Source organism: Streptosporangium sp. NPDC051023, assembly GCF_040689595.1.
Classification (GTDB): Bacteria; Actinomycetota; Actinomycetes; order Streptosporangiales; family Streptosporangiaceae; genus Streptosporangium.
In genome coordinates, this window is record NZ_JBFBCE010000034.1 from 43,748 (window position 1) to 58,276 (window position 14,529).

At 69.8% G+C, this 14,529-nt stretch carries 10 protein-coding genes; 4 read left to right on the forward strand and 6 right to left on the reverse strand.

What is annotated here, in order from left to right; all coding sequences use genetic code 11:
- Window positions 1-35: 35 nt before the first annotated feature.
- From AB0395_RS22995 to AB0395_RS23010, 4 genes are all read right to left on the reverse strand, one after another.
- Window positions 36-839, reverse strand: coding sequence for an STM4013/SEN3800 family hydrolase (locus tag AB0395_RS22995; RefSeq protein WP_366283562.1), 804 nt, complete (start codon window positions 837-839; stop codon window positions 36-38).
- 84 nt (window positions 840-923) lie between these two features.
- On the reverse strand, window positions 924-2,066 hold the full coding sequence (locus AB0395_RS23000; protein ID WP_366283492.1) for an STM4014 family protein: 1,143 nt from the start codon (window positions 2,064-2,066) through the stop codon (window positions 924-926).
- Window positions 2,063-3,019, reverse strand: coding sequence for an STM4015 family protein (locus tag AB0395_RS23005; protein ID WP_366283494.1), 957 nt, complete (start codon window positions 3,017-3,019; stop codon window positions 2,063-2,065). The genes AB0395_RS23000 and AB0395_RS23005 overlap by 4 nt, the downstream gene beginning before the upstream one ends.
- 216 nt (window positions 3,020-3,235) lie before the next feature.
- A complete protein-coding gene (locus tag AB0395_RS23010) occupies window positions 3,236-4,216 on the reverse strand; it encodes an STM4015 family protein (protein ID WP_366283495.1) in 981 nt (326 codons plus the stop codon).
- A 117-nt stretch (window positions 4,217-4,333) separates the two neighbouring features.
- Between AB0395_RS23010 and AB0395_RS23015 the strand changes: the two genes are divergently transcribed.
- Window positions 4,334-5,785, forward strand: coding sequence for an MFS transporter (locus tag AB0395_RS23015; protein ID WP_366283497.1), 1,452 nt, complete (start codon window positions 4,334-4,336; stop codon window positions 5,783-5,785).
- A 9-nt stretch (window positions 5,786-5,794) separates the two neighbouring features.
- Here AB0395_RS23015 and AB0395_RS23020 read toward each other — a convergent pair whose 3' ends face one another.
- Window positions 5,795-6,433 (reverse strand): SDR family oxidoreductase, encoded by a 639-nt coding sequence (locus AB0395_RS23020; protein WP_366283498.1) that lies wholly within the window; start codon window positions 6,431-6,433, stop codon window positions 5,795-5,797.
- Window positions 6,434-6,625: 192 nt separating this feature from the next.
- On the opposite strand from AB0395_RS23020, the gene AB0395_RS23025 reads away from it, so the two are divergent.
- From AB0395_RS23025 to AB0395_RS23035, 3 genes are all read left to right on the forward strand, one after another.
- Window positions 6,626-7,984 (forward strand): hypothetical protein, encoded by a 1,359-nt coding sequence (locus AB0395_RS23025; protein ID WP_366283499.1) that lies wholly within the window; start codon window positions 6,626-6,628, stop codon window positions 7,982-7,984.
- Between the two features lie 91 nt (window positions 7,985-8,075).
- Window positions 8,076-11,384 (forward strand): NACHT domain-containing protein, encoded by a 3,309-nt coding sequence (locus AB0395_RS23030; protein ID WP_366283501.1) that lies wholly within the window; start codon window positions 8,076-8,078, stop codon window positions 11,382-11,384.
- Between the two features lie 440 nt (window positions 11,385-11,824).
- Window positions 11,825-13,174, forward strand: coding sequence for an SPFH domain-containing protein (locus tag AB0395_RS23035; protein WP_366283502.1), 1,350 nt, complete (start codon window positions 11,825-11,827; stop codon window positions 13,172-13,174).
- A gap of 53 nt (window positions 13,175-13,227) precedes the next feature.
- On the opposite strand, the gene AB0395_RS23040 is transcribed toward AB0395_RS23035, so the two are convergent.
- A complete protein-coding gene (locus tag AB0395_RS23040) occupies window positions 13,228-14,457 on the reverse strand; it encodes a cytochrome P450 (RefSeq protein ID WP_366283504.1) in 1,230 nt (409 codons plus the stop codon).
- Between the last annotated feature and the right edge of the window lie 72 nt (window positions 14,458-14,529).

The window sequence follows — 14,529 nt, forward strand, 5'->3', positions numbered from 1 at the left end:
CGCCGACCCGGCGCCGGAGCCGGAATCCCTGCTCGTCACCACTGCCCCCGTTCCATCGTGAACTCCCCGTAGGGCACGGTCCAGACGACCTCGTGACCGATCCGGTGCCCGACATGTCCGTCCTCACCGTAGGCGGTGCCGTGATCGGAGCAGACGACGGCGAACCCGGGACGCCGTGCGCTCATCAGGGCGAAGAGCCTGCCGATGTGCCGGTCGACGTACTCGAGCGCGGCGGCGTGGCTGCGCCTGTCGTCGCCGTGCTCGCGGGTGGCCCCCGGCAGGTGGAACCAGTTCGGCTGGTGCAGCGCCGACACGTTGACGAACAGGAAAACCGGCCCGTCCGCCCCGGCGACCGCCTGCTCCGCGCACGCGATCTGCGCCTCGAACGAGGTCGGCGAGGTCACCCCGAACGCCGGGTCCCAGTGACTCTCGGCGAACAGCCCCGGCAGCACGGACCCGAGCGGGGTCAGCTTGTTGAAGAACCCCACCCCGCCGACGCAGACCGTGTGATAGCCCGCCCTGGCCAGCCCGGCGGGCAGGTCGGGGGCGTCGAACACCCACGTGCCCCCGGCCGTCGTCTCGCTGCCGGGGAACGTCGCGGCGAACAGCCGGGGATGCGGCCCGGGGGCGGCCGGGGTCGGCAGGAACCCGGCGAGCATCGCGGCGTGCGCGGCGTAGGTGAAGCTTCCCGGGCTGTGCCGCCGTTCCCACCGGCCGCCGGGCAACGCCCGCTCCAGGGTGGGCAGGCGTCCCGCGGCCAGCGTCTCCTGCGCCACGTCGTAGCGGAGCGTGTCGAGCGTCACCAGCAGCAGGTCGTGGCTGCCCACGATCTCGTTCATGTCCCGCACGGCGCCCACCGCTCCGTCGTCCACCGGTTCCCGTCCATCCGTCTCGTCCCCGCCTCTCATCGCCGCCCCAACGTCTCAGCCGCCCGATCCTCCCCCGACCGGCACCGGTACGGCCGGGCGGAGCCCGGCGGCGCCGGGCCCGGGCGCGTGGCGGCCGAGGATGGCGGCGACCTGGGCCTCGTAGGTGTCCAGGCCCTCTGCGGCGCCGCCGGGCAGGCCGGTGAGCCGGGGCAGCAGGTCTCCGAAGGCGTTGACCTCGGCGATCGCGACGCCGTGCCAGTCGACACCGATCATGAGATCCACCCCGGCGGAAAGACTGCCGGGGAAGCACGCCGCCGCCCGCGCGCAGGCGTCGAGGCCTTTCGCCCATCCTTCGGGCCCGAGCCCGGCGACGACCGCCCCGAGGTCGCCGCGCTCCCCGCCGAGGTGCAGGTTCGTCATGGGGGTACGGCTCGCGCGCACCACCGCGTGGGTCGGTGTGCCGCCGACCACGACCACCCGCAGGTCGATCGTCCTCCCGCCGACGGAGGCCTTGGGGAACCAGCGCTCCACGTGGAGCCCGTCGGGGGCCAGCAGGTCGACGATCGCCGCCACGTCACGCTCGTTCTCGTACGAGCGCACCCGCAGCGAGTTGTACAGCCCGCCGCCGGTCAGCTCGGCGGACGTCACCGCCTTGACCCGGCCCGCCGCGGCCTGCAGGGCGACGACGCCGGAGGCGGAGGAGCCGTGGGCGGGCTTGACGAAGACCCGGTTCCATCCGGTCTCGGCCATCCGCTCGCGCAGCTCGGCGTAGCCGCCGACCGGGCCGGACAGGGCGGGCGGCACCGGCACCCCGGCCGCCGACAGCCTCGCGTGGCACAGCCGCTTGTCGAACATCACCGCGATCTCACCGGGGTCGGCCAGCAACGTCGCACCGGGCGTGCGTTCCACGGCCCGGCGGACGCGCTCCACACCGGCGGTGAAGGCGGTGTGCCAGGCGGCCCCTCCCCCGGTCCTGGCCGGCTCTCCGGGGCCGCGCAGCAGCGCGTCCGCCTCCGCGTCCTCGCCGGGGGACTCGATCCGCACGAGCGTCCCCGGCTCGAGCCGGATGTCCTGCCCTCGCAGCACCGTGCTCCACGGGACGATTCGGGGTTCGCGCAGGCCGTACGAGACGCAGGCCCGCGCGAACATGGTCACCCTGCGTTCTCCGGGGGTGCCGACGACCGTCAGCAGGGTCACTCGGTGACCGCCACGTAGCGCCACTCGTCGTCCGGCCCCAGTTGTCCGGAGAGGTCGACCTTCACACCCGCCAGGACCGCCCCGACCCTGTCGACCATGGAGTCGGTGAGGTGATGGTGGTGCAGGTCGAGGCGCTTCAGGTGGGTCAGCGGCTGCCCGGACAGCAGGGCCTCCGCCCCCTCGTCACCCAGGGCGCCCATCGACAGCGACAACGACTCCAGCCGGGCCACGACCGGCGCGGACGCCACCGCGGCGGCCACCTCGTCCTGGATCTCGCTGTCCTGCAGGCCCAGGTGCCGCAGCGCGGGCAGCCGCTCGCCGGACAGGATCGCCTCGAGGTCCGCCACGGTCGCGTCGCCGCCGTAGTTGCTCACGCCGAGCCAGAGCTCCAGGTATTCGAGCGCGGGCAGGTCGCTGTCGCCGATCCCGCGGACCACGGACGCGGGCAGCCCGCCCGTCTCGCACCTGAGCACCCTGAGGTTGTCGTGCCGGACCAGCGGGAACAGCAGTCCCTCACCGCCGCGCACCTCCAGCCGTTCCAGCAGCGGGAAGGCGGCCAGCAGCGGGGTGACGTCGCTCTGCTGGATCCAGGAGATCTCGCACTCCTCACACGACATGGCCCCGAGGAACAGCGAGCGCAGGGCGGGGAAGCGGTCGGCGTGCTCCGTCAGCAGGCCGACGACCTTGGAGGAGTCGTCTTCGTAGGGCTCTCCCCAGCCGCCGACGATGAGCGCGGACACCTTGGTCGTGTCGACCGTACCGACGAAGTGCCGGAAGCCGGATTCGAAGTCGCCTTCGTCCCAGTCTGCGCCTATCCGCCAAGCCGCCGCCTCCGGAGCGGGCAGCCCCTGCGGATCCTCGTCGTCGCTCTCGGGCGCGTGCACGATGGGCAGGCCGGCGTAAACGCCGTCCCTGAGCGCGTCGACGGCGTCGTCGAACTCGGCGTAGTCCATTCCAGGGGCTCCTGTCAGGCGAAATATGGCAGACCATTTCCTACCAGAGATCACCGACACTTCACGGATCGTCCCTCCGGTCCAGAGTGGATCTCCCTGCCGTGCGGGACCCGAGCTCGCGGCACGATCAGGGGTTCACGCAGGCCGTACCTGACGCGGGCCCACGCGAACATGGTCACCCCGCGCTCCCCGGAGTGCCGACGACCGTCGGCAGGATCACTCGGAGACCGCCACGTAGCGCCAGTCGTCGTCCTCGTCCTCGTCCGGCTCCTCCTGCTCGGACAGGTCGACCTCGACGCCGGAGCCGGCGAAGGCGGCCCTGACCTTGTCGACCATGGGATCGGTGAGGTAGTGGTGGTGCAGGTCCAGGCGCTTCAGATGGGTCAGCGGCTGCCCGGACAGCAGCGCCTCCGCCCCCTCGTCGCCCAGGACCCCCATCGACAGCGACAACGACTCCAGCCGGGCCACGACCGGCGCGGACGCCACCGCCGCCGCGACCTCGTCCTGGATCTCGCTGTCCTGCAAGCCCAGATGCCGCAGAACGGGCAGCCGTTCCCCGCTCAGGATGGTCTCCAGATCCGCCACGGCCGAGTCACCGCCGTACTCGCTCGTGCCGAGCCACAGCGCCAGGTATTCGAGCGCGGGGAACTCGCTGTCGCCGACCGCGCGGACCACGGAGGCGGGCAGCCCGCCGGTCTCGAACCTGAGCACCCTGAGGTTGTCATGACGGACCGGACGCAACAGCAGCCCGGAGCCGCCGCGCACCTCCAGCCGCTCCAACAGCGGGAAGGCGGTGAGCAGCGGGGTGACGTCGCTCTGCTGGATCCAGGAGATCTCACACTCCTCGCTCGCCATGGCCCCGAAGAACAGCGAGCGCAGCGCGGGGAAGCGGTCCGCGTGCTCGGTCAGCAACCCGATGGCCTTGGCCGAGCTGTTGTTGTAAGCACCTCCCCAGTTGCCGACGATGAGCGCGGCGACCTTCGCCGTGTCGAGCGTGGCGACGAAGTGCCGGAAGGCGGCCTCGAACTCCTGCCCGTCGTCGTCCTCCCAGTGGCCGATCCGCCAGGCCGCCGCCTCGGGGGCGGGCAGGTCCTGCGGAAGGGGCTCGCCCCTCTTCGGCACGGGCGTGATGGGAAGGCCGGCGTAAGTACCGTTCCGGAGCGCGCCGTCGGCGTCGCTGAACTCGCTGAGGTTCATTTCAGGGGCTCCTGTCAGGCAGAACATGGCGGAACACGTCCTACCAGAGATCGCCGACATTCAAGGAATCATCGGTTCCTACCGGTAAAGCACAGCTGGTCAGCCATCATGGGGATTATGGACAACGGCCACATCCGGCTCAGCTCGGCCAAGGGCCGCTGGGTCCTGCTCACCACCGTGCTCGGCTCGGGGATGGCCATGCTGGACGGCACGGTCGTCAACGTGGCGCTGCCCGCCCTCGGCGCCGACCTCAAGGCCGACATGGCGGGCCTGCAGTGGACGGTCAACGCCTACACCCTGACCCTGGCGGGACTGATCCTGCTGGGCGGCTCGCTCGGCGACCGCTACGGCAGACGCAAGGTCTTCATGATCGGCGTCGTCTGGTTCGCGGCCGCCTCCGCCCTGTGCGGGCTGGCCCCGAACGTCGAGACGCTGATCGCGTCCCGGGCCCTCCAGGGCGTGGGCGGAGCGCTGCTCACCCCGGGATCGCTGGCCATCATCCAGGCGTCCTTCGTCCGCGACGACCGGCCGAGGGCGATCGGGACCTGGTCCGGGCTCGGCGGGGTCGCGGCGGCCGTCGGGCCGCTGCTCGGCGGCTGGCTGGTCGAGACGGCGGGCTGGCGGTGGGTCTTCCTGCTCAACCTGCCGCTGGCCGCGCTCGTGGTCGCGGTCGCCGTACGGCACGTGCCGGAGAGCAGGGATGTGGAGGCGACCGGCCGTTTCGACGTGGTCGGCGCGGTGCTGGCCGCGCTGACACTGGCCGGGATCACCTACGGGCTGATCGGCCTGCAGCCGGTCCCGCTGGTGGGGGGCGTGCTGCTGGGCGCGGCGTTCGTCTGGCTGGAGATCAAGCGCTCGCCCAACGCGCTCGTGCCGGTCGGGGTCTTCGCCTCGAAGGTGTTCACCGCGGTCAACGTCGTCACACTGATCATGTACGCCGCGATGGGCGTGGTGTTCTTCCTGCTGGTCGTCCAGTTGCAGGTCTCTGCGGGCTTCTCCCCGCTGCTGGCCGGGTCGGCGATGATCCCGGTGACGATCCTGATGCTGCTGCTGTCGGCCAGGTCGGGCGAGCTGGCCAAGCGGGTCGGTCCCAGGATCCCGATGACGGTGGGCATCCTGCTCTGCGCCGCCGCGCTGCTGCTGATGTCCGGGATCGGCAAAGGCTCGCCCTACGTGACGGGTGTGCTGCTCCCGGCCGCGCTGTTCGGCCTGGGCCTGTCGGCGGCGGTCGCGCCGCTCACCGCCACGGTGCTGGCCACCGCGGACGAGCGTTACGCGGGCGTGGCCAGCGGCGTCAACAACGCCGTCGCCAGGACGGGCGGCCTGCTGGCGGTCGCCGCGATCCCGCCGCTGGTCGGCCTGACCGGAGAGGCCTTCCACTCCCCCTCGGTCTTCACCGCCGGGTTCCACATGGCGATGCTGATCGCCGCGGCGATGATGGTGGCCGCCGCCGCGATCACCTTCCTCACCATCAGGGAGAACGTCCTGGCCGACTCCCGTCCGCAGATGTGCTGCCCGGTCACGGCCCCCCAGCTCGGCAGCAAGGAGGCGACGAGCGGGCGGGGTTGAGACAGGCGATCAGTTCGCGACGGCCACCACGGTCTTGACGGTGCCGGGGTCGGCCAGGCATGCCAGGACGCAGTCGGCCAGGTTCTCCCTGGACAGGAAGAACCCTCCCGTGACATTGCGGCCGCGCGCCGTACGGTAGCGGCCGGTGCGGGGCTTGTCGGTCAGCCTCGGCGGGCGGACGATCGTCCAGTCGAGGCCTGAGGCGCGGACCTCCTCCTCCATGGCCCGCATGTCGGCGAACGCGTGCCGCAGGACGCGCTGCAGGAGGGGCTTGACGACCGCCCTGGTCACCGGATCATCGCCCTCGTCGGCGAACGCCCCCGACGCGCTGACCACCACCAGCCGCCGGGCCCCGGCCTCCGCCATGGCCCGCGTGATGCTCCTGGCGGACGTGGCGCACACGTCGGTCGGCCCCCGCCCGCTGTTGGAGCCGAGCGCCGACAGGACCGCGTCCCTGCCCGCCACTGCGGGCCCGATGGCCTCGGAGGACCGTACGTCGGTGCGGACGACGGACAACCGGGGATGGTCGGCGAAGGAGAGCCGCGACGACTCACGGGCCACCGCGGTCACCTCGTGCCCGGCCTCGAGCGCCTGCCGTACCAGACAGGTCCCCGTCCCCCCGCTCGCCCCGAAGATCGTCAGTTTCATCCGTGGGACTTCCTCTCCACGAGGTGTGTGAGCATTTACTCACCACCATGGTGAGTGAGCACTCACTGACATGTCAAATCAACGAAAGTATGGACCTGCATGGAAGTCGTGCGCGACCGATCACCCATGGTCACAATGGTCGATGACGGCGGATACGGGGAGCGTCGCCAACGACACGGAGGGCGAGGAGAGATGGCCGGAGACAACAGGGGAACGCCTCCCGCGTGGGCGGTGCGGGTGCGCGCCGAGCGCAAGGCGAGGGGCTGGGACGTCGGCACCATGGCGCGGTCGCTGCGCCAGGCGGCCGGTGAGCACGGCCGCGACCTGCCCAGCCACGGGGACATCGTGCGGTCGATCCGCCACTGGGAGTCGGGCGCGACCCTGATGCCCAGCGAGCGCTACCGCCTGCTGTACGGCCGGGCCATGGGCATCCCCGAGGCCATCCTGTTCGCACCCGAGCGCACATTGAGCCCGTTCGACGGCACGGCGGACAATGAGGGCCGATCCGCCGAGGAAGCAGGTGATCCTACGAACCGCCGCGACGTGTTCAGAGTGGGACTGGCCGCCGCCCTGGGGCGAGTGCTGGGCGAGGCCGCCGACGAGGCCATGGAGTTCACCCGCAGGGCCGGGCAGTCCGCCGTGGGACGGAGCACCCTCGACCACCTCGAAGTCGTGATCACCGACATCGTCGTGAACTCGCGCCGGAGCTCACCCACAGACGTGTTCACGGTGGCCCGCGCCTACCGCCACCGCGTGGACCAGCTCATCCGCAGCCCGCACACGCTGAGGGAGGGCCGCGAGCTGTATGTCTACGCCGGATGGCTCTCCCAGGAGCTCGCCTGGCTGGCCCACGCGACGGGCGATCCGGTCGCCGCCAACGCCTATGCCGTCGACGCCCTGGAACACGCCCATCAAGCCGGGCATGACGAGTTGTACGCCCACGCGGCCAATGCCCTGATCTCCATCTCGATCCAGGCCGATCGGCCGGACCGCGCCCTGTCCGCCGCGCGCAGAGGACTGGCCAGGGTGCCCGAGGGCCACGCACTGGCCGTATGGCTGAACGCCCAGGCCGCCAGAGCCCATGCCCAGCTCGGACAGCGCGCCGAATGCGAGTCGTCGCTCCGCACGGCCGAGAGTGTCTACGAACGGCTGCCCAGCCGCTCAGCGGGACGTTTCGGCAGCGACAACGACGCCTCGGCCGCCGCCCCCGCGATCCCCAGATGCGCGGCGGCGGCATGGCTCACCCTCGGAGACTTCGACCGGGCACGGAGAAACGCGGAGAACGCGGTCGCCGTCTACGAGGCGAGACCGGCCGGTAAGAGCATGCCCGGCGCCGAAGCCAGCACACGCCTCTACCTCGGCATCGCCCTGGCCTATCTCGGCTCCCCCGAGGAGGCCCTCGCCCTGGGCACGCGCGGTCTCGACTCCCCCCGGATCACCGCCCCCATCCGCTCCCGCGCCACACAGCTCGACCAGGTCCTCACCAAGCGCTACCCCGGGGTGAGCGGCGTTTCGGACTTCCACGAACGCCGCCTGGCCCTCGCGAAGTGAGTGGCATCCACGGCACCGAATCCTCCCATGGGACCGGCATCCTGTGATTACCTTTCCATGACCATGGCGAGCCGGATCCCCGGGGGCCAGTGTGCGCACGCGTGTCCAGATCCTGGTTACGGCATTGACCGGCCTCGCGCTGGCGGTGACCGGAAACCAGGTGATCAACAACGGGCAGCTGAACTGGAACTGGCTGTACCTCTCGCTGGGACTCGCCGTGATCGTGGCGTTCTACGGAATCAGTGCGCCGCCCCCTTCCGCCCCGCGGAGTGTCGATGCGCCGTCCCCGTCCGCCCCGCGGAGTTCCGCCACCGGTCGCCGGTTGAGGGGGACACGCCGGCTCTACCTGCGTCAGCTGCGCGAGGCGGTCTCCGAGATGGAGACGATCGGTGTGAAGACACAGGGCACGTTCGCGCTGTCGATGCGACAGGTCTACGTGGACCTGCTCCTGCGCCCCTTCCCCCCGCACAACGCCTGGAGGCCCGACACCTACAAGCCGGACCCCGAATCCCGGCCGTTGGCCACCTTCCTCGGCGAGGGCCGGGTCCTCACCGTCCTGGGCGGCCCCGGCTCGGGCAAGACCACACTGGTACGGCACGCCGCGCTGAGCCTGTGCGAGCAGGTGTGGTACCGGCGGCGAAAGCGGGTGCCGGTCATGCTCTACCTTCGCGATCACGCCGCCTCGATACTGGGTGACGACCCGCCGGGACTGCCGGAGACCGCGACGGCCGCCGACTGGCTCAAGGGGCGGATATCCGGGAAATGGGTCGAGGAGCAACTGGACCGGCGTCGCTGCGTCGTGTTCCTCGACGGCCTCGACGAGGTCGCGGACGAGCACGACCGTAAACTCGCGGTGGCGTGGATCCGCTCGCAGATCGCCCGTTACCCGGGCAACGACTGGGTCGTGACCTCCCGGCCGCACGGCTATCTGAGCAATCCGATGCCGAACGCCGACGTCCTGGGAGTCCAGCAGTTCTCCAGGAGGCAGATCTCGCTGTTCCTGCGCGGCTGGTACGAGGCGAATGAGCGCCGCGCGCGTGACAAGCCCGAGGCGGCGGTGCGGGCGCTGGCCGGGCGGAACGCCGACGACCTGATCGCACGGGTGCTGGGCCTGCCCGCCCTGGCCGAGCTGGCCGCCAATCCGCTCCTGCTCACCATGATCGCCAATGTCCACCTGTACCGCGGAGCGCTGCCGCACAGCCGCGCCGAGCTGTACCGCGAGATGTGCGACGTGCTCCTCCACCTCCGCCAGGACGCCAAGAACCTGAAGGACGGAACCGGCCTCGACGGACCGAAGAAAGAGGTCGTGATGCAACACCTCGCGGCGCACATGATGCGTCATCGGTTCCGGGACATCACGCTCGACCAGGCCCGCGAGATCGTGGCGGAACCGCTCCGGCTGGTCGCGGAGGAGGGGCACGTCTCCCCTGAGCTGTTCCTGGCGGAGGCGGGCAAGAGCGGCCTGTTCGTCGAATGGGAACGCGGCGTCCACGGGTTCGCCCACCTCACCCTCCAGGAATACCTCTGCGCCGCGCACATCAGGCTGCATCCCGCCAACCACACGTCCGTGCTGACCGAGAACGTGGACGACCCCTGGTGGCGTGAGACCTCCCTGCTGTGGGCGGCGCTCGGCGACGCCACCCCGCTCGTCGAGGCGTGCCTGGACTCGGGAACGGTCCGGACCCTCGCCCTCGCCTTCGACGGCATGGACGAGGCCCGCCTTCTCCAGACGGAAACCCGCGCCCGGCTCAACCGGCTTCTCACTCCGCCAGCCGGCTCAGACGGTGAGCGCACCCGGGAACACCGAAGACTCATCGCCGCGGTGACCGCGTCTCGCGCCTTACGACGGATGATCTGGCTCGACGGCACGACCTCCGTGTGCGCCCAGCCGGTCACCCGGGATCTGTACGCCCTGTTCGCCGAGGACGAGAAAGCCGCGGGACGGCACACGCCGGCGCAGCCGGAACCAACCGGCACCGCTCCCGCCAGAGGCCTGTGGCCCGTCGACGTGACCCGCTTCCTGGCCTGGCTCGACGGGCTCTTCGACGACGGCACCCACTACCGTCTTCCCACCCTCGCGGAACTCGCCCACCCCGGCAGCGAGCTGATCCCGGCGCTTTCCGGCAACACCGTCTGGGCAGGGCCTCAGCCGGTCCTCCACCGGCCCGACGGTGTCGCCTGGCCGTTCCTCCTCGGCGAGGAGCAGCTCTCCCGCTACCCCTCCGTCGTGCTCAGCTACGTGGAGCTGGCCCTGCGCCTGGCACGGGCCACCACGGTACGGACGGCTCTCGAACCCTCCCAGGTCCTGGCCTACACCCACGCCTTCAGGACCGTGCGCACCGAAGATCCGCCGTATCCCCCGCACGTCAGACTGGTCGTGGCCCTCAACCTCGCCCAGGAGCTGGCCCAGGACCTGGTGCTCGGCCTCACCCTGTCCCGTAACGACGTGGGCCGGAGCCTGGAGAGAGCCCGCGACCTCACACGCGACCTCGACCGCGCGCTGGACCTCACCCTCGCACTGACGCCCACCCTCGATCACCTCCAGGACATCGCGCTCGTCCTCGACGAGGTCCGTACTCTCTCCAGAGACCTGGCCGCAGCGAGCGAACAGATGCCCCTGGACCTCGACCAGGCGCTCGGGATCGCGAAGTCCCTCCGTGACGTCCTGACCCGTGCCCTCGTCCGGGCGCTCAACCGCGTGGAGGCCGACGCGCTCACCACGACCAACGACCTCGCCGTGGATCTCGACCGGGCGCTGACACTGTCCCGGGCCCGTGATTTCGACCCCGGCCACGACCGTGACCTCGTGCGGAGTCTCATCCGTGATCTGGTGATCATTCGCGCCGACACCGATCCCGATCCGGGGCTGGCGCTCGCCCGCGACCTGGCCCGCTCGATCGGCCCCTATCACCGGGACCTGCTGGCCACCGCCGCGACCGTCTTCGGCTGCCTGTACCGATGCTGGGCCACGAATCCGGCCCGGCGAGGATCGGGCCCCCGCTGGCCGGGAACGTCCTTCGAGGAATTCCTGACCGGTTTGGTGAACGGCATAGCGGACGAGATGGCACGCCCATCGGTGGATCCGGCGGCCACCTTGCGGCAGGCGCTGGCCGAACTCCAGCGCGCCGTGGACGCCGACGCCCTCCAGGTACGGCGTCTCGTCGAACACGCCTTTGGCCTGGCCGCCCCCATCCTGGACCGAACCGCTCCGCTCCAGCCACGTGTCCTCACCACTGCAGGGGTTGAGATCCTCTCCGCGATCGGTCTGCTCCGTCTTGACGACGACAGACGGACACCCGTGGTGCCCCTGCTGGCGCAGGCGCTCGGCGCGCTCATCGTGGCGGCGGACCCCGAGCCGGCACCGCCGCGGAACGACATCCTGCTGCTGGTCCACACCTGACGACCCCGCCGAGAGGAAGAGAGGAGGAGCATCCGATGATCACATACGCGTTGATCGCGCTGGCGGCGGCCGGGGCGCTGTTGGTCTGCCTTGCCTGGCGTTGGCGCGTCTTGGTGCCGGAGGATCACGTAGGCATCGTTCACCGGCGGGTAGGGCACGTCGATCCGGAGTTCCCGGGCATCTCCGTCGGCACCGCCAACCGGATACGTGGACTCCAGGCACGGACCCTGGCGCCCGGACGGGTGCACTGGGTACTGCCCTTTCTACAGCAGGTGGAGCTGGCCCCCTGCGTCCGGATTCCTGCCGGGCAGATCGGACTGGTGACCGCGCGCGCGGGCCGAAAACGGCCGCCCGGCCGACCTCTCGGAAGGTCCGTCGACTGTGACGACTTCCAGGACGGCCAGGCCTTCCTGGCGCGGGGCGGCGAACAGGGGCCTCAGGTGGCCGTCCTGCCCGATGACATGACGTACTTCATCAACACGAGGCTCTTCGACGTCGTCACCGTTCCGCGCACTCACGTGCCCCTGGGCACGGTAGGACTCGTGACGGCGGTCGCCGGCCGGGTCCGGCCGACCGACCGCCCGTTCGCACGGCATGTTCAGTGCGACGACTTTCAGGACGGCGACGCGTTCCTCGTCAACGGAGGCGAACAGGGCAGGCAGTTGTCCGTCGTACTCGCCGGCGGCACGTCCTACGCCATCAACCCCTTGCTGTTCAAGGTGACGACCGTGAACAATCTTGAGGACTCCGGCGACGGCCTGACCTCCGACGATCTGAGAGAGGTCGCCGTACCGATCGGCTACGCGGGAGTCGTGGTCACCCTCGACGGCGACATACCCAACCGCTCCGACGGGGACATGATCGGACCGATCATCCCGGGGCATCGCAGTTTCCAGCTTCCCTGGGTGTTCCTGGAGCAAGGAGGCGTCCGCGGTGTTCAGGAGGAGGTGCTTTCCGAAGGGGAGACATACGCGCTCAATCCATGGTTCGTCAGGGTCGTGTTGGTTCCCACCCGATATCTGATCTTGGAATGGCGCACCTCGGAGAATTGGGAATCGCTGAACCACGACGCCCATCTCGACGAGATCACATTCTCGGTGCAGGGCCACAGGCTCCGCCTGCCCCTGACCCAGACGTTGCGAATCCCAGCGTCGGCCGCGCCCAGGCTCGTCAGCGCGTTCGGAAGCCCCTCCGGGCTCGGTGGTGTGATCAGTTATCGGGTGACCATGCAGCGCTTCGCCGACAGGGTCCTGGGCACCACCGTCGCCAACTTCCTGCATGGGCTCGCAGCCACCTCGACCGTCGATGATCTCATCGGGCGATACCACCAGATAAAGGTTGAGCTCTCCGACCAGATCCGTGCGAGCTTGGATGAATGGGGTGTCGTGGCCCTCGAAACCGTCATGGGTCCCTTCGAGGTCGAAGACCCGCGGCTGAACGAAACACTCCGTCGCATCGTCGAGACACGAACAACCGAAACCACGAAGTCCCAGTTACTGATGCACGAGAATCAGATCGACGAGATGCGGGTCCGGGCCGAGAGGCGCAGGGCCGCGCTCGAACTCGAAAGAGAGGTGGAGTTACTGGGCTACGACAACGTTGAGATGAGACGCATCATCGGGAAGATCTCCAAAATGCAGGTCCCGATGGCCGTCTCCGCGGACATCAGCGGCCTCCTGGACTACCTGCCCATGACAATCGCGTCCAGTCTGCTCCGGCAGTTGCGCGAACTACGAACCGCCCAGGGGAAGAAAACAGAAGGTTCCCCCGAAAACCCCTCCCAGCTCTGACCGGCGAAACATTCTGCACGGACCACCAGAGCCGGGAAAGGCCTTGGAAACGTCTAGAAGGTGAAGGCCTGGGCGCGGACGCTGTTGTCGAAGTTGGAGACCAGGAGTTCGGGTTCGCCGACCGCGCGGACCTCGGGCAGACGGGTGAACAGCTCGCGGAACATGGTCCTGATCTCCTGGCGGGCCAGGTTGGCGCCCAGGCAGAAGTGCGGCCCGGGGCCGCCGAAGCCCACGTGCCCCTTGGTCTCGCGGGTGATGTCGAAGCGGTCGGGCTCCGGAAAGACGTCCTCGTCGCGGTTGGCCGAGCCGTAGAACAGCACCACCTTGTCGCCCGCCTTCAGGTGCAGGCCACGCAGGTCGTAGTCCTGGGTGACGGTACGGCGGAACTGCATGATGGGCGAGACGTAGCGAACCATCTCCTCGATCGCCCCGCCGATGTGCGCGTCGAAGTCCTCGACCAGGAGGCGGCGCTGTTCGGGGTTGTCGGTGAGCAGCTTGATGCCGTGGGCCATGGTGTTGCGGGCGGTCTCGTTGCCCGCGACGAGCAGCAGCGCGAAGAACGAGCCCAGCTCGCGGTCGGTGAGCTTCTCGCCGTCGACGTTGGCGGTGACCAGGGCCGAGACCAGGTCGCCTCCCGGCGCTTGCGCGCGCTGCTTGCCCAGGTCGATGACCATGCGCTGCAGGGCGAGCAGCGCCAGCATGTTCTGCCCCGCCATCCTGACGGTCTGCGCCAGGCTGGGCCGTACGCCGGTGTAGGCGGTGGAGACGTCGACATGCTGGTGCACCCTGTCGCGAATCTCGTCGGGGATGCCCATCATGTCGCAGATGACATGAATGGGCAGCCGGGCGGCGACCTGGCCGACGAAGTCGCCTGGCCCGGCGGCCACCACGTCGTCGACAATCCTCGCGCACGCCGTGTCGATGTCGCCCTGCAGACCGGCCAGCATCTTGGGACTGAAGGCACGCGAGACGATGCGGCGCAGGCGGGCGTGCCTGGGGTCGTCCATGTTCACCATGGACTCGCCGAACACGTGCTTGACCCAGCCCGGCGGCTCCGGGTTGGTCACCGCGGGCTCGCTGGAGAACACCTTGGCGTTGCGGCTGGCCTCGACCACGTCGGCATGCCGGACCAGGGCGTAGAACCCCTTGCCGGAACGGAGCAGCGGTACTCGTTTCTCCTGGAAGAACACCGGCCGGTCCAGCTCCCGCAGCCGCGCGAACGCCTCGTGGCGCTCCTTGAGCGGGCGGCGCCAGAACCCGAGATCAGCCAGGTCGATTTCCATCAGAGTCTCCCGAGGGGACCGTTGCCTTCAGGCGACGGGGGAATCAGGAGCGGGAGGGCCGTCAGGGCACGA

Bases quoted from the DNA above. Each gene is read 5' to 3' on its own strand.
- AB0395_RS23010 (WP_366283495.1), bottom strand. From the start codon at position 4,216: ATGAACCTCAGCGAGTTCAGCGACGCCGACGGCGCGCTCCGGAACGGT.
- AB0395_RS23025 (WP_366283499.1), top strand. From the start codon at position 6,626: ATGGCCGGAGACAACAGGGGAACGCCTCCCGCGTGGGCGGTGCGGGTG.
- AB0395_RS23005 (WP_366283494.1), bottom strand. From the start codon at position 3,019: ATGGACTACGCCGAGTTCGACGACGCCGTCGACGCGCTCAGGGACGGC.
- AB0395_RS23015 (WP_366283497.1), top strand. From the start codon at position 4,334: ATGGACAACGGCCACATCCGGCTCAGCTCGGCCAAGGGCCGCTGGGTC.
- AB0395_RS23040 (WP_366283504.1), bottom strand. From the start codon at position 14,457: ATGGAAATCGACCTGGCTGATCTCGGGTTCTGGCGCCGCCCGCTCAAG.
- AB0395_RS23020 (WP_366283498.1), bottom strand. From the start codon at position 6,433: ATGAAACTGACGATCTTCGGGGCGAGCGGGGGGACGGGGACCTGTCTG.
- AB0395_RS22995 (WP_366283562.1), bottom strand. From the start codon at position 839: ATGAACGAGATCGTGGGCAGCCACGACCTGCTGCTGGTGACGCTCGAC.